This is a genomic window from Methanosarcina sp. 1.H.T.1A.1 (assembly GCF_000979295.1).
Lineage (GTDB): Archaea > Halobacteriota > Methanosarcinia > Methanosarcinales > Methanosarcinaceae > Methanosarcina.
The window spans coordinates 42,104-62,976 of record NZ_JJQY01000002.1 but is presented as its reverse complement, the minus strand read 5'-3'; the positions used below and the strand labels follow the sequence as shown (position 1 = coordinate 62,976).

The window sequence follows — 20,873 nt, the reverse complement described above, 5'->3', positions numbered from 1 at the left end:
GCATTATAGAAACAGTTTATGAAATAAATATATATTCTTCCGTTCCCCAGTTTCGCTGCGCTCAAGAGGGCTAATCTATGGGTTTTAGCAGTGAGCTTCGCTCGCTAAAGCGGACTAACTTATGGGCACAAACTTTAATCTTCTATCTGAAGGGTTATAATAGATGAGCAAGCGACCATTTTTTCCGGTTTGCTTGCTCAGAGGACTGATTTTTTGGACTTTTATACTTTCTGCCTCATGTGGAGGGCGTACATCTGGACTTTCTTCATTTTTGCCAGGTTGAGTACTTTTTCGAGTTCTTCGTCGGTAAGGTGCCGGGCTTCGATGTAGCCGTTGTCTACGGCTTCGTTGAAGATTTCGTAACCTATGGCTGAACGGGCGAGGACGGTGGTCCAGCCCTGGGGGCTGCCGACTCCCCCGAAGGAGAGGTCTGCGTTTTCAGAGGCCAGGTCTGTACAGAACTGGCAGGATGAACTCCGGTATTCATCGAAATCGCTGAGTTCGAAGACATGTTCTTTTCCATCTTTGAGTGTAACTTCGAACTTTCCTTTTCGGATTTTCATGGCCTCTACATTTTCGAGCGCGATCCCATAAATTTCCAGCACTGCCTTGATCCCTTCGTAGGCGAAGGTGTCCATGCAAAAGAGCCCCAATTTCAGGATTTTTGCCCTCATGAAGAGGTGTAGTAAGCCGTAAGAGCTTTTCTGCATCTTTGTGACGGCGTCGATGTTGCAGCTCGTCCCTACAAAGGCGATGCTCTGCATTCCCTGTTTGATTGCGCTCATCAGGGCTTCCAGAGTCATTGAGTGGGAATAGATGCTTCCTCCGCTTTCAAGAATCTCCTCTCTGGTTGTTGCTAATTTGGGTATGGGTTTCCAGGGTTCTTCCTTTGAGCGGGTTGTGACCACGGCGCAGTCGATCAGTCCCTCATCCAGGGCATAAAGGAGGAGAGAGGTTACAACTCCGCCGTCCTGCCCCTTCATTTCGGGAATTGCAGACTTTGCGGCGTAGGCATATCGGAAGCTCCCAATTAGTCCTTCTTCTGTAGTGATTGTCCTTGGACACTGATAATAACAGACCCCGCAGGCTTTGCAGGGGCCGACCAGTTTTGGCGCACCGTTCTCAATGGTTATGTACTCACAGTTTGCTGCACAGGCTCCGCAGAGGGTGCAGATTCCTGGTTTTATGATGTCTTTTTTCAGTTTTCCGAAGGAAATCTTTTCCTTTTCACTCAGGTTTCGCTTAAGCCGGATAACGCTTTTTTCAAGTGTATCGAATTTATGTTTGCATTCGGTACTGCAGAAATAGTAATGTTTTCCCCCGTAATCCGAAAAGTATTCAGTATCTTCAGATATAATTTTCTTGCAAATAGGGTCTAACGGCATTAAAGGCCTCCGATGATTATTTATCCCAAATCTCAGGAAACGCCACATGCGTCATTCCTTGGAATAATCTATTATAAGTTCTTCAACATCGAATTATTATATTTCATGAGTGTTTATTAATTACGCATGTTATTATAATTATATTCTTTATAATTTTCACTCTTTATAATTACGTGCTGTAATTTATTCTTATGGGCAAATAATTTCAGGCTTGATTGAAAACATTGCTTTGAAGTCGAAACATTCTTTATAGAAATGATGTTGAGGGATGAATGAATAGGTGTCACATTAAGAGCGAGTAATGATAAGTAAACACAAGAAAAATGATACGTGAATACAAGAAAAGTGATCCTGGAATGGCAAAAAAGTAGGACGAAAAATAAATAATCAGTATATGTAGACATAACTAATAAAAATGTATAGTCACAAATAAGTTGTGGATAGGTCAGTTATAATAATACGTAACTGAAATAGACTGGCACTTTGAAGTGCTTTAGCAAAGATTATTATAGGCTTTGGTTAATACCTTCTTTAAACTTCATATAAATTGTGCTCTTGTAATATATTTTTATCAAATCCTGGAGATATATATCTCCGGCATATTCCGATATTCAAAATATCCGGTTTCTAATTGTTATGCCCAATGCATTCGTGTTAGATTTAACCAGTTTAATAGCGTTTAAATTAGTTTGAATCATTTTCAAATCAGTTTGGATTACCTTTGATTAAACTACAAAAAGCAGTTCATCTTAAAATGAAATCCATTATTACATTCTTTAGTACAAGCCCAATTGAATTCTATATCTGCAGTTCAACCGTACTGGATATAGATGCAATTGAAACTATGTATAAATCCTCAGGAAGGGACTAAAAATGGCTCTGAAACCCAGAATTGCAGAATCTCCTCAGGTTCGTTTGATTGACCTCAAATCAAAACCGTTCTTTATTGTGGCTTCCGTAGAAGTAGGAAATACCACAACCAAATCTATCCTTACAGCCGTCAATATGGATACCGGAAGGACACATATCATAAACAAGGTCTTGCGCATGACCAGAGATGTCCGTCCTCCAAAACCCGGAGAAACCGTGTTCGGAAAGACCCTTACGGGTGTGGAACTTACGCGTGAGGCCGTTGCAGAGCTGGTGAGGAGCACCCTCGCCGAAGCCATGGAAAAAGCCAGCCTGGATATAAAGACTGACCTCAATTTTGTGGTGCGCTCTACGGGTGTCGTTGCAGGCTTTGATACCCCGGAGGAAGTGGGGGAATTTATCAAAGCTCTGGCAGACGGGTGTCTGATGGCAGGTGTCCCTCCAAGGAACATGACTCCGCCAATGTCCATCTCGAATATTTCTAAAAAACTCCAGAAATACAGTAAACTGGAAAAAGTCATCTTTGATGGGGCTGTAGCCGGTGTTACGCCTCCTATAGGCTCTACTGGAGTTGAAATTGTTGCAAACGAAATGGAGGGAGAGCTTGCAACAGCAGGAATAAAGGAAGCTGCTAAACTGACTGATGTTGATTTCAGGAATCCCTGCATCTCAATTGACTTCGGGACGACCCTTGATGGCAGGATCACAAGCCCTGACCAGCCATATGCAAAAACAATTGGAAACTTCTGCGGTTATGCAGGTGCAATTCCTGACGCCATTATTAGGGGTTCGAAAATCGTTGATTCTAAGGTAGGAACTGCTCTGGAAGTTTTTGAGAAACAGAAACCACCTTCTTTCCTTACTTTGAAGATGAAGGCTAAAGCTATCGAAGATTATGCAAGGCGCATTCATGAGCTCATAATCATTGAAAAAGTTCCCCGGGATAGACAGAGGTACGGCAGTGTCCCTGTAAGGCCGGATGCAGCCGAGGAGATAGGTGTAACGCTTATAGGTTGCGATGTGGGCGAAAACGGTTCAGACATGGGAAAGCTGAGCGCGATAGGCGTGGAAATTTGTAAGACTCACGGGCTTCAGATCGTTTATGCTGTCATTGACGAGGTAATGGCCGGAGTGGTGTGCCGGCTAATAGAGGTCGCAAAAAAAGAAGGCCTCATTTTTGAAGACACAACTTTCGGAATTACAGGTAGGGCAGGGATTACCGGGAACAAGCCTAAATTAATCCTGAGCTGCCTGGAGAAAATGAACATCAACCCCAAAATCGATGAGAGAGTAGTCTTTGTGGACGACGGGCTTGCCAGAGGGGCGGCTGTTATGGCGCGCTGTATGAACTCCCTGGGTACCCCGCAAAATCCGCTTGGCGGCAGGCACGGCGGAAAATGCATTCTTGCACAGCGGATAAAAATGCAGGAAAAGTAAAGGCAGTCAAAACCTAAGCAGGAAACCCGTTAAATCTTTAGATTTAGCGGGTAGTTGACGTCGTGCTTAAAGAGTTGAATAAAAAACGAGAATTAAAGAGTTAATTAATAAAGTAAAATAAAGTAAAGGCAGGATGAATTAGCCTCCTGCCCCTCCTCCTCCGGCTTTTCCAAGATCAAAGCCCTGCATCGTTTCCCTTTCTTTCCTGAATCTTTCTTCCAGTTCCTCGGCAGTATATTCCCTTTCTTCTCTCTTTTCTGTGGGTCTGATCTCCGTAAATTCCAGGGTTTCTTCTCTGTACCAGAGGTCGGTACTTTCGAGCAGGACCCAGACTTTTCCCTGTTCGTCCTTTTTGATCTCACTAACCCTGCTCACGGTATCGCTATTTACGTATTTTACAGCATCTCCCACTCTAATGGTTTTTTTGTTGCGCCCTACCGCTGTGATTTCTTCAGCATCAGCCATGATTTCACCTCGAGAGCTTCCAGGACGCTGGAATTTTAGGCCCTGCAAGTCCATTCCTTCTTTAATAGCTTCTAATAGGTTATTCAGGCCCTTTAATAAAGTTTGTGGGGTCTTAACTGTAAATGACTCCAAAAAAACCCTGAAAGACTCAATAGAGGCTTCAGAGTTTGAAAATATAAAAAAAGAATTTAAAGTTTGCTGATCTCTCAGCATCGGTTACATTCTTTTATTAGTTAACCTTTTCACTGATTTATTTCGTTCCTGAGGTCTCCCATGAGAGCGACCCTTTCGGCATATGCATTGTGTCTGTGTATGCTTTCCTCATTGGTCTGTTTGATAGTGATTACTGCGTTATCGGGAAGGTTTGGGAATTCTTTTACAACATTGTCTGCCATTGTCCTTACACAGTCTTCCACAAACTTGGGGTTCATGTGTGCAGTTTCCACAACAACCTTCTCGTCTGAGCGTTTCAGGATCTCATAAACGCTTGAACTCATGGAGTGTTCAATTATTTTGATTATGTTTTCCAGGGAAACATCAAAATCGTGAGCTACTTTGATTGAGACAACACCTATTCCACGCTGATTGTGAGTAGCCATAGGAACTTTCTCAAGGAATTTTATGATTGTATCCCTGTCAACTCCAAGGTCGGCAAGCTCATTTGCAGCCTTATCTCTCATTATCTCCTGAGCGCAGGGACAGGCAGTCATTCCCACAACTTCAGCTCCGATGAGTTTTTTCACATCAAAGTAGCCTTTATCGCCGTTGCCTCTTACAGCCGAAGCTTCAGCAAAGATATTCACGACTTCCTGACACTTGATCCCTGTTGAAGGGGAGGTGCGCCTTATCATATATTCGCTTTTCATCCTGACTTCAGCCTGATTTGCATATTCGTGGCGGCCAAGCAGGTTATGTGCAATATCGCTACATAGTTGTTCTATTTCGTATACCGGTGTGCTGAGAACCTTCTCCAACACTTCGTCTACAGCTTCGAAGTTCCTTGAAAGGTTCGCTCCCTTACGGTCCGAAGGCAGGTCAACAAAGACATCAAAAGTTGAAATCAGTACTATCGGACGCTTGTCCTTTCGTTTGATTTCAACCAGCTTTTTCATGTTTGTTACCCCAACACGGGTGAGGTTGATAGCTATGCTTGGTTTGCTGGCTTGGACATCCGGGAGGTTGAAATTACAGTGTTCCATATTTTAACCAGATCCGTGAAAAGATGAGTGTATGATTGATTTATAGAATAAATCCTTAACAAATACATAATTTTATTATATGTATTTGGAAAAATATAGTGACCATAAGAAGTTATAGCATGTAAAGTTTGTGCTTTCCAGGCTCTTTTCCAAAAGTACAAAAAAATATATTTTGCAAGAGTCTCTACAAACCCTTTCCTGAATCCTATTTTATATCACATTTTTAACAATGAATAAATATTTAAATATTTCCCATTTTGACCACAATATATAAAAATTTAGTTTATATGCCCTGTACAGATTTAGGGCAGTTTTGCATAAACCAATAACTACTGGCGACATCCTGAAGAAAGATTTTATATACTTTAAAAATTAATCAGTGTCTAGCAATACAATTTGCGAGGTGACCTTTATGTCCAACACAAGAAATTTTGTTTTACGAGACGAAGAAGGCAATGAGCATGGAGTTTTCACAGGTAAACAGCCTCGTCAGGCTGCTTTGAAAGCTGCAAACCGGGGCGCCGGTACCAAATCCAAACCGGATGTCATCCGCCTCAGAGAACGCGGGACAAAGAAGGTGCACGTTTTCAAGGCATGGAAGGAACTTGTCGCAGCCCCCAAGAATAGGCCTGAATGGATGCCTGAGAAAATTAGCAAGCCCTTTGTCAAGAAAGAAAAGATCGAAAAAATCGAATAAACCTATATCCCTCACATACCCTGGAAATCGGGGTTCTTTCTTTTTCTTTTTGATATCCATATGCAGAATTAGCCTGGACGGATTCTTAATACTATCCGGGCTGGCTTATTTCTATAACTTCTATATTTTCTACGATTTCTATAATTGCTATAATTTCTACAATTTCTATAATTTCTACAATTTCTATAATTTCTACAATTTCTACGATTTCTATAATTTCTATAATCCCTCTACATTCATTTATTCTTAATAAAGTTCAAATAAATTTGCTTTTTTTACAGAATTTCTCTGAGCCTGTATCTTTAAGGTTTAACGATAAGTTTAAAAAGAGATTTTATGATTCCTAAATCATGGGACTCAAAAGAGAAAATGTGCTTATTGAAGCCCTGCCTTATATGCAGGAGTTCTATGATTCAATAATGGTTATCAAAGTGGGTGGAAACGCAATGGTCAGCGCCCAGATCATGGAGGATATCATAAAAGATATTGTCCTCCTGCGTTACGTGGGGATCAAACCCGTTATCGTGCATGGCGGCGGGCCTGAAATAACTGAAAAAATGGAACGTATGGGCAAGAAGGCTGAGTTTTTCCAGGGCCTTCGCATTACAGATGACGAAACTATGGAAATTGCAAGGATGGTTCTTGTCGGGAATATCAATACTAAAATTGTATCCCTTATCGGGATGTTCGGCGGCAAAGGTGTCGGATTTACAGGCTACGACGGAAGAATGATCCTTGGCCATAAACAGGCTGTAAAACGTGTATTTATTGATGGCGTGGAAACTGAAGTGGATATAGGCTGGGTCGGGGAAAGTGAGGTCATAAACCCGGAAATTCTCCATATTATGCTTGATAAAGGCTATATCCCTGTAATCTCTCCGATTGCTGTGGATGCAAAAGGCAATGCCCTGAATATCAATGCTGATACGGTTGCAGGAGACATTGCAGCGTCTTTGAATGCTAAAAAATTGATACTTATGACCGATGTTTCAGGTCTCCTGAGAGACATTAAAGACCCAAGCAGCCGCATCTCTCGCGTAAATCTGGATGAAATTGATCCCCTTATTGAGGAAGGAGTTATCAGTGGGGGCATGATCCCCAAAATCAAAGGTGCTGCTGTTGCGGTTAAAAGTGGGGTAGAGAAGGCACATATCATAAATGGGAGCGTTTCCCACTCTATGCTTCTTGAGCTCTTCACAGATGGTGGAGTCGGGACAATGATCTACGGGCCGGAGCACCCGTCGGAGTAACCACGGGTACCAGTGGTCTTTAATTTCTGGAAAAATAATGAAATAAAGAGGCCAAAAGGCAAAAAGGCGTCAGGGCGAATGCACTTGCCCTGGCAACTTTTCAGATTTTAGCATTCACTTTTTTCAAATGGAGTGTTTTTTCAGCAAGCTCAGTCTAAAATTGGCGCCCCATAGGTGAAGTCTTCTACTTCAAGGACTTTTTTCCAGAGTTCTTTGCATTCACAGTCTGTTGTACTGAGGTCGGCTGGGTTCTGGGTGAGTGAGAAAGTCCTGAGGGAATCTGCAACTTCCGGGCTGCATATTTTACAGTTGCGAGGGCCGCGCTTTGAGCCTGCCCCGACCGGGTCGGACATTAGAGGAAGATCCGGATGGGCGGCTTTTGCCTTTTTCAGGATTTCTACTATGCTCCAGAGCCAGGGTGGGCGGTACTGACCTTTCTCCCAGAGGGCTTCGACAAGGGTGCCTTTCTGGACGTTACAGAGGTTGATGGATACGGTGTCAGCATAAGGAGCTGCATCATCTATGGAACGTATGATATCTTCCATTGCCTGCTTTTCGGAGAGGAAGAGGGGTTTGAGCATAAGGTAAGCTTTTATGGTTACTCCATACTTTTTTGCAATTTCTGCTGCACGGACAAAGTCCTGGAATGTGAAACCCTTGTTAATGGAATCTTTTCGGATCTTATCCGAACTTGTCTCCAGCCCGAACGCGAGTTCGAAGGGTTTGTCTTTCAGGATGCTGAGGCAGGCCTGTACATTCTCTTCGGTTACGAAGTTAGGCCGGGTTTCAACAAGCACTTTGATGACCCTTGGATCATCTGCAAGGTTTTTAAGGATTGCATCTCTGGCTTCAGGAAAGACTTCCTGTTCGTCAAGGAAACTACCTGAGGTGAAGATCTTGACCATTAACTCAGGGAACTTTTCAGCTTTCCTCATTGCTTTTGCAAGCTGGGCGATGTAGTCTTCGAGGGATGGGGGCTCACTTGCACAGTCATAGACGTATCCGCACATCGTACAGCCGCCGGCTTTTCCCCAGCGGCAGCCTGCACTTTTGAAGATGACCGTGAGGGTCTTTGTCTCTACCCCGTTTACAAGGTCTGTTCCGGTCCAGCTTGCCGCAGGTTCATTCGTAGGTGATGGCTTGACTTTTATCCGCTGCCGGATATCCAGTACTGCTTTATTAAGGGACATGGGCGTAGAACTCGCTATTATGGATTAATATTCATTTAATATTCATTTAATATTCATTTTATGATTTACTGCACGATTTGTAAAAAAGGTGGATGAAGCCATTTCGGGCTTCACTTTTATCTTCAATTTTCCGGTTTTACTCAAACTCGATAGTTGCAGGCGGTTTTGGTGTGATATCGTATACCACCCTGGCGACATTCGAAATTTCAGAAGTGATCCTCGATTCGAGTGTCTTGAGGACCTCCCATGGGAGTTCGAGTGCTTCTGCAGTCATTCCGTCCCTTGACCCTACAGCCCTTACAGCCACGATCCAGCCGTAAGCCCGGACATCTCCTTTTACTCCTGTGCCTTTGCCGAGCACCGCAGCAAAAGTCTGCCAGGGGCAGAACCTCTCAAGCAGTTCCTCTTCTACTATGAAGTTTGCTTCTCGCACGACTTCAAGTTTTTCTTCGGTAATCTCTCCGAGAATGCGCACTGCAAGCCCGGGGCCCGGGAAAGGCATCCTCTCGCAGATCTCTTCAGGCAACTGGAGTGCCCAGGCTACTTCCCTTACCTCATCCTTGTAAAGGTCCCCGATAGGCTCAACAATTTTCTTAAAGTCCATTACGCTGGGGAGCCCTCCAACATTGTGGTGGGACTTGATCCCGCCTTCGGATTCGATTCTGTCAGGATAGATCGTGCCCTGGATCAGGTAATCGGCTGCAAGCTTCTTTGCCTCGTCTTCAAAAACGCGGATAAAGGTCTCGCCTATAGCCTTCCGTTTCTCTTCAGGGTCAGTAATATCCTTCAGGGCCGCAAGGAACCTGTCCTTTGCATAGACAATATCCAGGTTCATGTGGGAGAAGATATGCTTTATCCTCTCGGTTTCTCCTTTCCTCATGAGCCCGGTGTCGATATAGATCGGTTGCAGCCTGTCCCCGATCGCCCTGTAAGCCAGCTCCGCACAAACAGAACTGTCCACGCCGCCCGAGAGAGCAATAATTGCTTTCCCGTCTTTTATTTCCTGACTGATCTTCTCAATTGCCTTTGGAATGAATTTCTCGGGTTTTACCATTGAAATGCTCCTTAAATGATGCTAAATTAATCTTCCTTTGAAGAAATGATGGTGATTGGTGAATGTATGAAAATTATTAAAATTTGATTATATATTCTTGTGATATATGAGTCAGTGCATGGGGTTTTTGATATTTAAAGGTATAGTCGGAGAAGTCATTGATTTCCTTCTTTAATCCAGATAATTTTTAAAGTTATTCTCGTTCTCTTGAAGGCCAGATGTTTACCTGTTTTTACTATTTTCCGTAATGTCCAAAGTTTCTCAGGACCCTCTGGAAATTATCTTTATTTTATCCGACTATCCAGTAACTTACTGGCTGGTAAGATCTCTCTGGATGGCATAAACTTCTATTTCTTCAAGAGGTGTATGAAAAATGCGGGTAGTGGCAGGGAATAAAAAGACCAGAGAGGATAGATTGGGTAAAAATCAATGGACAAAACTGTTATGAGAGTTTTTTAAGCTCTGAAATTACCTTCGAACCCTTTCAAAAAAACCGAAAATTACAATTATATATTAAGCTTCTCCAAAATATTGCTATTAAAAAGATCGGACGGGAGTTAGTGATAGGAATGGGCAGTGAAAACTATGAAATTATTGATAAACTTGAGAATATTGCAAAATCCCTGCAGAGTATGGCAGAATCTCAGAAGAGAATGGTTGATATTCTGGAGTTGATGGTACAGGAAAAAGAAATTATAGATTTGAAGAAATGAGGATATGTCAAAAGTAAAAATTAATATTAAGCGAAAAAACATCAGGATCAGAAATGTTGATTTGGATCAGAAGTGCTGATTTGGATCATAAGTGTTGATTTTAATTTAACTGGGGGACTTTTGCTTCAGCAGTTAAAGGGGTTTTTCCGGGGAAGATTGCTGTGAAGTACCAGGTTTATTTTCAGGCCTGAAAAGATACCGGAAATTTTGAAAACGGAAAAATAAACTCCATATTTGTTTTTTCCGGAGTATTTGTTTGATACCTCCACTTCCTCTGGAAATTTCTTATCATGTATTTATTTTAATTTTCGATAGCAAATATGTAAAAACTTGCCTATGGTGTCATAAAGCCGGTACATCAATCGAAAAATCGGGGGTATAATAAACAATCCGATACTAAATACTCATGTTTCTGAATATTTGTTCTTGCATTTATAAATCAGTACATCTCAAATTAAGAACAGGGGAGTTGGAACTTTGAATACAGAAAAAGCGTTAAAGTTATGGATGGCTCTGATGTTTATACTGATGCTTGGGGTGCTGTTTATTCTACTTATGGTAATCGCTGGCTAATCATAAACAGCATCGGATAAAAGATCTATTCTTGTCTTAAGAGGAGACTTTTAGCGGGATTTTTATCAAACTTTTTAAAATGAAGTTTTATATATCAATTTCTTTGAACATTTCATTTTAGTTTGTCCGGATGACCATATACCTGAAGGCACTTGGATATGAGGTTAACTGAGAATTGAGGTCGGCTGAATCTAAAATCGGCTGGATCTAAAATTATAGTCGAATATTAAAAGTCAGTACTTAAAAGAAGGTATTTTGCAAATGGTGGAAGTAAAGATCGATATGTGCGGCCATATTTCTTCCCCCTTATTCTTTTACCTCTTACCAGGCACTGACTTCCCAGGCGCTGAGGATGCCTGATTTTAGAGGTTATGGTATCCGCTCCATTCCCCCCTTTCTTTACTTCCACATTTGCTTTTCCGCGTTAGCGGCCTCGCCTTTTCTTCTTAAGTCCTATCATCTCATGAAGAAAAGGCACCATCATCGTTATGTTTATGTGAGGTTTTGCTCTCTAGTCCAGGATTTCAAGTGTCACGGGACTGTGGACAGGAGTGCTCTTCATGTTCAGGGAATAACTTTCATGTTCAGAGAATAACCCGGGTCAACATTCGGGATAAACGGATCGCTTAATCTGCAGTTCTCCCGGTTGTCTTGCGGACTGCAATTCCAGAGTTAACCGATTTCAAATCTGAGGTATCCTCTCAACATATTTAATTTCCCAATAGAGTTAAACAACATCATCACATAAATTTCTTTCTAGAGTGGCGCTCTAAATTATCTCAGTAAATCAGCTCCGGATTTTTATCTCCGCAGGTTTAAAAAAGAAATTTATCTCTCGTTTTTTGAAAGCAAATGAATATCCTTTTTGTATATCTGATGTAAATACTTTCAATCCGCATACCTGCAACTTAAATAAGATGAACCCAAAACACCACAGCGGTGCGGATTTACAACTAAGCATAGCTATTGCGCAAGTGTTATAAATTGATGTCATGGGGACATCTATTTCAAATAATACGTTGACTTTCAAATAATACGTTGACTTTCAAATAATACGTTGACTTTCAAAGATCTTCCTGCAATTTTATATCCTGGCATGGTACGAGGTCTGCAAACTCAGGGATGAGATAATGGGCATTGATTACGGAGTATTGAGAGATAGTAAAAATGAGCTTGAGTCCAGGGTATTGATGTCTGCCAGAATGTACTCTGTACTCCGCCAGTACTTCGGATATACTGCTTTTCGCCCCCTTCAGGAGGAAATTATCAGGGATGTCCTGGACCGAAAAGACGTCTTCGTGCTCATGCCGACAGGAGGGGGCAAGTCGATCTGCTACCAGCTGCCTGCCCTCCTCCTGGATGGGGTCACTGTCGTGGTTTCTCCCCTGATTTCCCTGATGAAAGACCAGGTTGACGGGCTTGATGCAAATGGGATTGCAGCGGCCTGTATGAACAGCACCCAGAGCGCCAGAGAAATCCGGGATATAAAAACAGCTTTTCTGGAAAACAGGCTGAAGATACTTTATATTGCACCCGAGAGGCTCATGATGCCCGGGACTTTTGCGTTCCTGAAGAAAGGCAAGGTTAGCCTTTTTGCAATCGATGAGGCGCACTGTATTTCGGAATGGGGCCATGACTTCCGGCCTGAGTACCGGAAACTGAAACTCCTGAGGGACCCGAAGACAGGCTTTCCTGATGTGCCGGTTATTGCACTCACGGCTACAGCCACCGACAGGGTCAGAAAAGACATCATATCCCAGCTTGGATTTGCTATCGATCCGGAAAAAGGGCCTTATGTTGCCAGCTTTAACCGGAGCAACCTTTACTATGAGGTCAGGCCAAAAAAAGATACTTTTTCGGAAATTGCCGACTACCTGCGCAGGCACAGGGGAGAAGCCGGAATCATCTACTGCCAGAGCCGGAACAACGTGGAAAACCTTACAAAAAAGCTGAATATTGCCGGGTTCAGGGCTCTTCCCTATCATGCCGGACTTTCAGATTCCGAACGTGCCCGAAACCAGGAGATGTTCATAAAAGATGATGTGGACATAATAGTGGCTACAATCGCTTTCGGGATGGGGATTGACAAGTCCAATGTCCGGTTTGTAATACACTATGACCTTCCCCGAAATCTTGAAAGTTATTACCAGGAAACAGGAAGAGGGGGCAGGGACGGCAGCCCATGCGAATGCATCCTTTTTTTCAGCAGGGGAGACCGCTTTAAAATTGAGTACTTCATCGCACAGAAAACAAATGAGAAAGAAAAGGATATCTCTCTTGTGCAGTTAAGGCAGATGGTGGCCTACTGCGAAGGAAATAAGTGCAGGCGCCAGACTCTTATGGAATATTTCGGTGAAGAGTTTCCAGCGTCATGCGGTAACTGTGATACCTGCCTCAGGCCTAAAGACACTTTTGATGGGACCGCAGCTGCCAGGAAACTGGTCGCCTGTGTCCAGGAACTGAATCAGCGTTTCGGCACCAATTATGTTATTGACGTGCTCACAGGCTCAAAGAATAAAAAGATCATACAAAATCACCATGAACGGCTGAAGTCCCACGGCAACGGGCGAGAGTTTACAAAGGAGCAGTGGAGGGCACTGGCCTCCGAAATGACAAATACCGGGCTTCTGGATGTAAGCGGGGCCCAGTATCCTGTTCTGAAACTGAACGCCATGAGCAGGAAAATTTTGAAGGGAGCGGAGAGCGTTGAGCTTGTCTGTCCTGAGGGTTTCATGCCCGGAGCTGAAGAGCGTTTTATACCGCCAGCGCCTGCAGGTAAAATCACAGGAAAAGGCGAAGATAATATACAGCTTCCTGCCAATGTATATTCAACTGCTACTGAGGTCCTTAAAAAAGCAACTTCTGGAGGACTTCCAAAATCGGGGACAGAGCATGACCCCATTCTTTTTGAGAGGCTAAAAACCCTCAGAAAACAGATTGCTTTAAAGAAAAATCTTCCTCCATACATCATTTTTTCCGATACCAGCCTGAAGGAGATGGCTGCAAGGCTCCCGCAAAGCCCTGAAGAGTTTCATTCTATCACAGGGGTAGGAGACCATAAACTCCGGAAATACGGAGACGATTTCCTCAAGGAGATCAGGGATTATTGCAATGACTACGGTTTGATTCCGGCAGAGAAAACTGAAGATTCCGAAGATCGCGAGACTGAACCTGAAAAAAAGAGGAAAGCCTTAAAGAGTCCCATCCACAAAAGCGCATTTTCAGAACTTGAAATTGAAACCGACAGTCTCGGGATTGAAACTTCCGTTCCGGAAACCGGTATAGAGAAAGCATTAGAAACCTCATCCATCGACATACCCTCCAAAAGACCTCCCGAAAGACTTCCCGATCGCAGGTTGCCCACAAAGAGAGCAAGGTATCTGGATATGAGTATTCAGGATTGGTCGGAAGCAGATTCTTCTTCTGGCAGCCTTAATGAAATCGACTCTGAAGGAAATTCTCCTGAACCGGTTGACGATATGCCAAAAACGGATTGTCCTGACGATTTTTTCGAAAATGGCTCTCTTGAGATGGAACCTGTCGAAGAAGACCCTTTCGCAACAGATTCTTTTAAACCTGACTACCTTGAGGCAGATTCTTTTGAAATGGATTCCTTTGAGGTGAACTCTCTTGAAATGGTTTCCTCTGAAATGGTTTCCTCTGAAATGGTTTCCTCTGAAATAGATTCTTCTGAAATAGATTCTTCTGAAATAGATTCTTCTGAAATAGGTCTCTTTGAAAAGGCCTCTCTTGAAAAGACTTATTCGCTCTATTTACAGGGGCTCGATATTGGTGAAATTGCAGAAATCGAAGGTTTGAGTGTAAAAAATGTGTACAGGCAATTTGAGAGGCTGATACTTGCCGGAAAGGTCAGGAAAATTGAAGGACTTGTGCCTCCTGAAAGGCAGCAGCAAATAAAAATAGTATTGGAAGTACTGGAGGTTGAACTCGACTCCCTGCTCAGGGCGAGGATGGGAGAAAACTGCCAGGAAGATGAACTGAAGCTTATAAAAGCTCTCCTCCTGTCAAAAATGCTTTTCTCAGTCTGAAGGGTTCAAAATAAGCTCTTTTCTATAAATTGTTTTGTTTTTCCTTTCATTTTTTATCAGGATAATAGCTGAATCTCCATCTTTCAGTTCAACTCCTTCAGGCAAGGACAGTTTCATATTGTTTGCTACTTCCAGAACAACAGGAGGATCAGGGCTAATCTCATACTCGATACCGTTATGCTGGAGATAGATGCTGGTGCTTTCCCCAAAGGTAAGTGGGTCTCCTCCATTATGTTCTATTTTAAGGGTCTTTGAATCGAGTATCTGGACATCCAGTTGTGTAAAAGTCCCTGATTTCAGGGCTCTTTCCGTACTCCCTCCAAAGAGTACAGCTACCCCCATGAGAACTAGGAGCCCCATGCACATCATTGCGAGGGCAATGACTACAATACGGCTTACGGCTTTCTCATCATATGTGAATTTTCCTAAGAACCCTGAACCCGAAATAGCTTCATCCCCATCGTAAAATCAATTTACATCTGTCATATTAATTTATTAATACTGTTATGTGTCTCAATGTATAAAAAAGTTTCAAAAGACACCGGTTCTTTATCAATCCTTAATCAGGTCTTAGATGATGTACTTATTTACCTATAAAAAAGTAAAATCGGGAAAGAATTTCTGTCAGGAAATAATAAATGAGGTCTCCTAATATGACTGCCAGAACAAAACTTGCTGTTATGGGAATCATGAATGGAAGTCCTGGAGTTACCCAGACAGTGCTGCCAAGGAGTCCCTGCTTTTCGTGTGCCTCAAGTCGGGAGAGCATATTATGGTTTACAGTAATTCCTCTGCCTGCAAAAAAAGGATATAACTTCCCGTTATTCAGCTCAAAACGTTCAGCTAGCCGGATGTGCCTGCCTTTCTCCAGAAGTCTTCGCAGATCTTTAATGTTTATCCTGTATGCAAAGAGCATATAAAATGGCTTTTTGAGCATATCAGGAGTAAAATGAAGAAGGTTGTAACAGAAAAGTCCTAACGGAACGGCAGCGGTAAGAAGGAAGGAATTTTCAAGAACAGTAAGTGCAAAGAGCCCTGCAGGAGGAAATCCAAGCAGGGGAAAAGTGTAGCCGTGAAACTCAAGGGCAGGGTAAACCGGGATAAGAGTCCCGATCACTATCAGTGCTTTTGCATCTGCGCCTCCGAAAACCCTGCTCCTGAAAAGCAGATAAACCAGAAATAAACTGGAAAAAAAAGAAAAAACTAACTGGAAAAGAAAGTAAATTCCCCCATTCACAATCTCATATATTAAGAAACCTGAAAGGGAAAGAAGCATAAGCTTCCATACACGGTTTGGAACCCTGCGGGTTTTCAGGTCCAGGTAGGAAGAGTAAAGGAGAAAAGGCAGACAGGCTGCCAATTTCAAAATTTCTATCATGTGTAGATTTCTACTCTTTTGATTTGTGTATTTCTCCGGTTACAATCTTTTTTCGTACTGATTTTTATTATATTCTGTAGCTTCTTTAGTTTAGTTTTTAATCCCGGCGTTTACTCCCGCTTTTCCAGTTTTCAGAGGCTTGCAGGGGAATGGCTTTTTTCAAAGTTTTTCCCATTTCTTGAGTTCCAGGATTTCTGAGAGGGTTCCGCCCCTCCGGATCTCATCGTAGATTCTCTTTTCGGTTTTATTTACTTCCTTTGCCCTTCTTGCAAGTTCGTAGGCCCGTTCCCTTGGGACAACCACAACTCCGCTTTCGTCGCCGATTATATAATCCCCGGGTTTTACAGTCTGGCCTCCACAGGTGATTTCAGCATTGATTTCCCCAAAACCTTTCGGGTCCCCGGCATTGGGAACTGTATTGCTGGTATAAATTGGGAGCCCAAGAGTTTCTACCTCGTCAATGTCTCTTACAGCACCTTCTATTACCACACCTTCAATTCCTTTATTCAGACTGCTCAGGGTTGCAAGCCCTCCCCAGCAGGCAATATCCTTACTTTCATTATAAATTACTATTACATTTCCTTCTTTTGCTATATCAATAGCTTCGACTGTTTTTGCCCAGTCTCCGGCAAAAGACTGCACCGTAACGGCAGTTCCCACCATTTTTCCTCTTACGAGAGGATGGATACCTTTCATTGCCCCTTTTTTGTGCATCGCATCCGAAATATTTGGGGTGGAGACTTCCTTAAAGATCTCCCTTATTTCCTGGTCTACGGTTCCCCTGCTCCGGATATCTACAGATTCAGGAGAGTCCACACTCTGCCTTATTTTTCTTGCAGCTTCGGTCACATTGTCAGAACGGGTTATGTTTCCTCCCACTATAACAATCCCGGCACCTGCTTTGACGGCCTGAGCTGCACTTTCGGCATCAAGCCCTCCAGCTACTGCAAGCTGTAAATTCACCTTTTCTGAAATTTCCATTAAAATGGATATTGGGTCTTTTCCAATCATCTGCTGGTCTATGCCTACATGAACGTTCACATAGTCCACACCCAGAGCTTCGAGTTCCACTGCCCGGTTTACAGGGTCCGGAGCCGAGATAAGGTCTGCCATCAACCTGATCCCATATTTGTGAGCCGAACGGAGTGCGTCAAGAATTGTGGAATCATCTGCACTGCCGAGGATGATGGCTACGTCTGCACCGGCTTTTGCAGCCATCTCTACTTCCATGGCTCCTGTATCTACGGTTTTCATGTCGGCAAGAATTGTCCTGTCCGAAAAAGCTTTTCTCATGGCACGGATAGCGTCCATGCCCTCACTTTTGATCAGGGGGGTCCCGATCTCGATCCAGTCAGCACCTCCTGCGATTGCTTCCTTTGCAATCTCAACTGAGCGGTCAAGTTCCAGAAGATCAAGTGCAACCTGAATTATGGGAACGATAGTATCACCTCTATTGGGAAACCGAATAAAGTGAAAAATTGAGTTTTTGTATCGGTTTCGCTTCTGTTTTTATTTTTTTAATTTTTATTATCTATCTTGAATTTTTAGAACAAATCTTAAATTTTTATTATACTCTTAAATTTTTACTATGACCTTTATTACCTTTTTTGATTCACTTATTACCCCTGTTCATTGTTTACTGTTCATTATTTTCTGCTCATTTTTAGTATGTGAGTTCTTCATTATCTATATTGCTTTTCATTCCGGACACTTTTCCTGTAATGGTTAGGTTTTTGCAGTTTCACATTCGCAGCCGAAAACTCCTCACTAAATAGTTCTCACAAAAATTTTTTATCAGGGAGAACAATCTAGTTTGGGGATAGTTTATGGAAAAGAGCCTTAAAACAGATGATGAAGACGACTTTTCTCAAAAATATATCACTGATGAGGAACGCAGACAGCTTTTATCAGCTCTACATTCCCGTCTCTTCTGGGTCGGGCAGCATATTCCGGATTATGTGGAATTTGAAGGAGAAACATACCCGCTTCATAACTATGTATGGGAACTGATTCAGAAAGAAAACCTCACGGCAAGCGAAAAAGCCGGAATAGATAAATGTATCGATATTATTTCGGCAAAAGAACAAAAGGACGAAAAGGAGCTCGAAGAGAAACCCCTTACACAGGAACAGGCAAAGTCTCTCTATCACGAGACTGCAGGCTTATTGCGTGCGATAATGGATCTTAAAGAAATTGAAAGTGGGGCTCTTAAAGAGAGTTCAAAACGCTTCCAGGAGCAATTTGTCAACCAGAGAGTTAAGGATGCCAGGCTCTGGCTTGAATTCCTAAAGAATGTGTCAAAGTAAAATGGCATAACCGATGTGCCAGGCGATGCTTAATTGTTGCAGCGTTAACCTGAAATATTTTCGGAGCAAAGGTTATATCTCTGGGAATCATTTATGAAAACTCGATGCCATTTAAGAACCGACACGTCATCTCAATGAAAGATTTTTCGCGGGAAGAAATCGACTATGTTCTGGATACCGCCGAAAAACTTGAACCTGTTGCCAGGGGCGAGGAAAGGTCCCGGCTGCTGGATGGAAAAATTGTTTCTCTTCTTTTTTTTGAACCAAGCACAAGAACAAGGCTGTCTTTTGAGGTTGCTACCCGAAGGCTTGGAGGACAGGTCCTGAACCTGGGCTCAGTTGAGGCAAGCTCTGTCATGAAAGGGGAAAACCTTGCTGATACTATCCGCGTGATCAGTAAATATGCTGACCTTATCGTGCTGCGTCATCCCCTTGATGGGTCGGCACAGATGGCTGCGGAGTTCGCGACTGTCCCTGTGATCAACGGAGGGGATGGTTCTGTTCATCACCCTACCCAGACTTTTCTTGACCTCTACACAATCCGCAGGGAAAGCCATCTTGAAGGCCTGAAAATCGCCATGGCAGGAGACCTTAAATACGGGAGGACCGTCCATTCCCTTTGCCATGCCCTGTCCCTTTATGGGGCCGAAATGACCTTTGTTTCACCTCCGGAACTCAGGATGCCCCCTGAAATTGTCCGGAGTCTTCGGAAGCAAAAGATCCGTGTAAAGGAAACTGATTCTCTTGAGGATATAATAGGGGATGTCGATGTCCTGTATATGACAAGAGTTCAACGGGAGCGTTTTCCTGATCCTGATGAATATGAAAAGGTTAAAAACAGTCTGAGGGTTACAGGCGATCTTTTAAAAGCTGCAGACCCTGACCTTAAGATCCTTCATCCTCTCCCGAGGGTCAATGAGATCTCTCCTGAGGTGGATGAAACCCCCCATGCACGCTATTTCGAGCAGGCTTTCTATGGAGTTCCAATCCGTATGGCACTGCTTGCTCTTGCAATGGGGGCGATTGAGTGAAAGAAAAAAGGGACCTGAAGATTCAGGCAATCGAAAACGGGACTGTGATCGACCACGTAAAGGCTGGACAGGCTCTAAACGTTCTGCGCATCCTGGGAATTTCCAGTGCTTTTCGGGAAACTATCAGTTTTGTGATGAACGCTCCCGGGGCGCGAGGCAAAAAAGACGTTGTTAAGATCGAGGGAAAGGAACTCAGTGTTGAGGAACTTAACAGAATAGCCCTGATCTCTCCTAAAGCTACAATTAATATCATAAGGGATTTTGAAGTGGTTCAGAAAAATGATGTCGTGCTTCCGTCTTATGTGGAAGGCGTTGTACGCTGTACGAATCCAAAATGCATCTCTAACAGCAGCGAACCCATAAAATCCAAATTTTCAGTATTGCAGTCCGAAGAAGAAGGAGTTTCCCTCCACTGCCTGTATTGTGAACACGTAATCTCCGACGAGATCGCGGAAAATCTGCTTTGATCCTTTAAAAAAGCCGTGAAAAGAAGAAGTGCTGATCATCAGGAAAGCCAGATGTTCTTCAGCACTTTTCAGCAAGAGGAAATCCTCAGCAGGGCGGTACTCCTGCCGAGGAATATGGATCTCTTTTTATCTTGAAATTCCCACCGGTTGCCCGGTGGGGTAAGATATGCATGATTGGTTGTAAGTTCAGTTTTTTGAATCAACACTCAACAACTACATGAGTAGCAGTTATTGTTGTAAGCGTCAAGTATCTCGTACAGGTCTTCCCCTTTTCCGCAACCTTGCCAATCAAGACTGTTCGCTTCTAGAGTACGTCCATTTGTGATACAGCCATCTTTGAATTTTTCACTGTAAGGTTCAATCAAATTATTTGCCTCAATGATAGCTTCCTTGACCTCACATGGAGTATTACATCCATTAAATTTGTTCAATTTTGCGGCAACAATCGCATTGAAAAGGGTGTATGTCTTGTTCCCTTTTACAGGATGTTCCATAATGGCTATTGCCTCCGCCGGCGAGTAGTCCTGACCTCAGATTGTGATCTTCCCACAGGATGATATGGGCGATAGTACAGGACCCCATGCTTCCGGATGATTTTTTCCAGTACCCAGGGCTCAAGCACTCGTTACATGCAGAGGCTGTTCCTGCCAGCAAGCTTACACATAATACAAGTAATATTAAACGGCTTAAATGTTTCAACTTTTTCACTCCCTCTCACTTTAATCGGGTGGTGAATATAGCAACCGCTAGCCTGGCATAAGCATAATAAAATCAAGTGTTAGAATCATTCCTCAAAAGCCCATGCTGAG

18 protein-coding genes and 1 pseudogene are annotated in these 20,873 nt (G+C 43.1%); 9 read left to right on the top strand and 10 right to left on the bottom strand.

From position 1 onward, the window contains the following. Positions 1–221 precede the first annotated feature (221 nt). Complete coding sequence (locus tag EO95_RS00400; protein ID WP_048131281.1) at positions 222–1,385, bottom strand: Coenzyme F420 hydrogenase/dehydrogenase, beta subunit C-terminal domain; 1,164 nt, start codon at positions 1,383–1,385, stop codon at positions 222–224. An 873-nt stretch (positions 1,386–2,258) separates the two neighbouring features. Here EO95_RS00400 and EO95_RS00395 point away from each other — a divergent pair. Next, the gene (locus tag EO95_RS00395) at positions 2,259–3,692 is read left to right on the top strand and encodes a methanogenesis marker 14 protein (RefSeq protein WP_048131280.1); all 1,434 of its coding nucleotides are present in this window, start codon (positions 2,259–2,261) and stop codon (positions 3,690–3,692) included. 138 nt (positions 3,693–3,830) lie between these two features. Here EO95_RS00395 and EO95_RS00390 read toward each other — a convergent pair whose 3' ends face one another. Both EO95_RS00390 and mptA read right to left on the bottom strand, forming a co-directional pair. Continuing rightward, positions 3,831–4,157, bottom strand: a complete 327-nt coding sequence (locus EO95_RS00390; RefSeq protein WP_048131279.1) for a DUF2098 domain-containing protein — start codon at positions 4,155–4,157, stop codon at positions 3,831–3,833. Positions 4,158–4,399: 242 nt separating this feature from the next. Further along, positions 4,400–5,356, bottom strand: a complete 957-nt coding sequence (gene mptA, locus EO95_RS00385) for a GTP cyclohydrolase MptA (RefSeq protein WP_048131278.1) — start codon at positions 5,354–5,356, stop codon at positions 4,400–4,402. Between the two features lie 412 nt (positions 5,357–5,768). Here mptA and EO95_RS00380 point away from each other — a divergent pair, with 412 nt between their 5' ends. Then, positions 5,769–6,053, top strand: coding sequence for a non-histone chromosomal MC1 family protein (locus EO95_RS00380; RefSeq protein ID WP_048131277.1), 285 nt, complete (start codon positions 5,769–5,771; stop codon positions 6,051–6,053). Between the two features lie 350 nt (positions 6,054–6,403). Beyond that, entirely contained in the window at positions 6,404–7,303 is a 900-nt protein-coding gene (gene argB, locus EO95_RS00375) for an acetylglutamate kinase (RefSeq protein WP_048131276.1), read from the top strand. 149 nt (positions 7,304–7,452) lie between these two features. On the opposite strand, the gene EO95_RS00370 is transcribed toward argB, so the two are convergent. After that, positions 7,453–8,493 carry an archaeosine biosynthesis radical SAM protein RaSEA gene (locus tag EO95_RS00370; protein ID WP_048131275.1) on the bottom strand — a complete coding sequence of 347 codons (1,041 nt, stop codon included), beginning with the start codon at positions 8,491–8,493 and terminating at the stop codon, positions 7,453–7,455. 136 nt (positions 8,494–8,629) lie between these two features. Beyond that, positions 8,630–9,547 (bottom strand): glutamine-hydrolyzing GMP synthase, encoded by a 918-nt coding sequence (gene guaA / locus EO95_RS00365; RefSeq protein WP_048131274.1) that lies wholly within the window; start codon positions 9,545–9,547, stop codon positions 8,630–8,632. Positions 9,548–10,107: 560 nt separating this feature from the next. Here guaA and EO95_RS17325 point away from each other — a divergent pair. Both EO95_RS17325 and recQ read left to right on the top strand, forming a co-directional pair. Beyond that, positions 10,108–10,260, top strand: coding sequence for a hypothetical protein (locus tag EO95_RS17325; protein ID WP_156160984.1), 153 nt, complete (start codon positions 10,108–10,110; stop codon positions 10,258–10,260). Between the two features lie 1,703 nt (positions 10,261–11,963). Beyond that, positions 11,964–13,871: pseudogene (gene recQ, locus EO95_RS00360) on the top strand (DNA helicase RecQ); the annotation flags it as partial. A gap of 264 nt (positions 13,872–14,135) precedes the next feature. Here recQ and EO95_RS18655 read toward each other — a convergent pair. Next, entirely contained in the window at positions 14,136–14,519 is a 384-nt protein-coding gene (locus tag EO95_RS18655; protein WP_394297333.1) for a hypothetical protein, read from the bottom strand. Here EO95_RS18655 and EO95_RS18650 point away from each other — a divergent pair. Then, positions 14,439–14,882 (top strand): helix-turn-helix domain-containing protein, encoded by a 444-nt coding sequence (locus EO95_RS18650; RefSeq protein WP_394297332.1) that lies wholly within the window; start codon positions 14,439–14,441, stop codon positions 14,880–14,882. The genes EO95_RS18655 and EO95_RS18650 overlap by 81 nt on opposite strands. Here EO95_RS18650 and EO95_RS00355 read toward each other — a convergent pair. The 3 genes from EO95_RS00355 to hxlA form a co-directional block, all read right to left on the bottom strand. After that, positions 14,874–15,251, bottom strand: a complete 378-nt coding sequence (locus EO95_RS00355) for a hypothetical protein (protein ID WP_235282783.1) — start codon at positions 15,249–15,251, stop codon at positions 14,874–14,876. The two genes, EO95_RS18650 and EO95_RS00355, sit on opposite strands and share 9 nt — an antisense overlap. A 214-nt stretch (positions 15,252–15,465) precedes the next feature. Then, positions 15,466–16,260: an A24 family peptidase C-terminal domain-containing protein gene (locus EO95_RS00350; protein WP_048131272.1), complete on the bottom strand. Its 795-nt coding sequence runs from the start codon at positions 16,258–16,260 to the stop codon at positions 15,466–15,468. A gap of 159 nt (positions 16,261–16,419) precedes the next feature. Then, positions 16,420–17,700, bottom strand: a complete 1,281-nt coding sequence (hxlA, locus tag EO95_RS00345) for a 3-hexulose-6-phosphate synthase (protein WP_156161288.1) — start codon at positions 17,698–17,700, stop codon at positions 16,420–16,422. Positions 17,701–18,086: 386 nt separating this feature from the next. Between hxlA and EO95_RS00340 the strand changes: the two genes are divergently transcribed. From EO95_RS00340 to pyrI, 3 genes are all read left to right on the top strand, one after another. After that, a complete protein-coding gene (locus EO95_RS00340; protein WP_048131270.1) occupies positions 18,087–18,566 on the top strand; it encodes a DUF5788 family protein in 480 nt (159 codons plus the stop codon). 104 nt (positions 18,567–18,670) lie between these two features. After that, complete coding sequence (gene pyrB, locus EO95_RS00335; RefSeq protein WP_048131269.1) at positions 18,671–19,597, top strand: aspartate carbamoyltransferase; 927 nt, start codon at positions 18,671–18,673, stop codon at positions 19,595–19,597. Continuing rightward, positions 19,594–20,064 carry an aspartate carbamoyltransferase regulatory subunit gene (gene pyrI / locus EO95_RS00330; RefSeq protein ID WP_048131268.1) on the top strand — a complete coding sequence of 157 codons (471 nt, stop codon included), beginning with the start codon at positions 19,594–19,596 and terminating at the stop codon, positions 20,062–20,064. Before pyrB ends, pyrI begins: the two co-directional genes overlap by 4 nt. Positions 20,065–20,270: 206 nt before the next feature. Here pyrI and EO95_RS00325 read toward each other — a convergent pair whose 3' ends face one another. After that, complete coding sequence (locus tag EO95_RS00325; RefSeq protein ID WP_048131267.1) at positions 20,271–20,558, bottom strand: hypothetical protein; 288 nt, start codon at positions 20,556–20,558, stop codon at positions 20,271–20,273. Between the last annotated feature and the right edge of the window lie 315 nt (positions 20,559–20,873).

Excerpts from the sequence above, each read along its gene's own strand:
- EO95_RS00400 (WP_048131281.1), bottom strand. The coding sequence starts at position 1,385 with ATGCCGTTAGACCCTATTTGCAAGAAAATTATATCTGAAGATACTGAA.
- EO95_RS00395 (WP_048131280.1), top strand. The coding sequence starts at position 2,259 with ATGGCTCTGAAACCCAGAATTGCAGAATCTCCTCAGGTTCGTTTGATT.
- EO95_RS00390 (WP_048131279.1), bottom strand. The coding sequence starts at position 4,157 with ATGGCTGATGCTGAAGAAATCACAGCGGTAGGGCGCAACAAAAAAACC.
- mptA (WP_048131278.1), bottom strand. The coding sequence starts at position 5,356 with ATGGAACACTGTAATTTCAACCTCCCGGATGTCCAAGCCAGCAAACCA.
- EO95_RS00380 (WP_048131277.1), top strand. The coding sequence starts at position 5,769 with ATGTCCAACACAAGAAATTTTGTTTTACGAGACGAAGAAGGCAATGAG.
- argB (WP_048131276.1), top strand. The coding sequence starts at position 6,404 with ATGGGACTCAAAAGAGAAAATGTGCTTATTGAAGCCCTGCCTTATATG.
- EO95_RS00370 (WP_048131275.1), bottom strand. The coding sequence starts at position 8,493 with ATGTCCCTTAATAAAGCAGTACTGGATATCCGGCAGCGGATAAAAGTC.
- guaA (WP_048131274.1), bottom strand. The coding sequence starts at position 9,547 with ATGGTAAAACCCGAGAAATTCATTCCAAAGGCAATTGAGAAGATCAGT.
- EO95_RS18650 (WP_394297332.1), top strand. The coding sequence starts at position 14,439 with ATGGATTCCTTTGAGGTGAACTCTCTTGAAATGGTTTCCTCTGAAATG.
- EO95_RS00355 (WP_235282783.1), bottom strand. The coding sequence starts at position 15,251 with ATGATGTGCATGGGGCTCCTAGTTCTCATGGGGGTAGCTGTACTCTTT.
- EO95_RS00350 (WP_048131272.1), bottom strand. The coding sequence starts at position 16,260 with ATGATAGAAATTTTGAAATTGGCAGCCTGTCTGCCTTTTCTCCTTTAC.
- EO95_RS00340 (WP_048131270.1), top strand. The coding sequence starts at position 18,087 with ATGGAAAAGAGCCTTAAAACAGATGATGAAGACGACTTTTCTCAAAAA.
- pyrB (WP_048131269.1), top strand. The coding sequence starts at position 18,671 with ATGCCATTTAAGAACCGACACGTCATCTCAATGAAAGATTTTTCGCGG.
- EO95_RS00325 (WP_048131267.1), bottom strand. The coding sequence starts at position 20,558 with ATGGAACATCCTGTAAAAGGGAACAAGACATACACCCTTTTCAATGCG.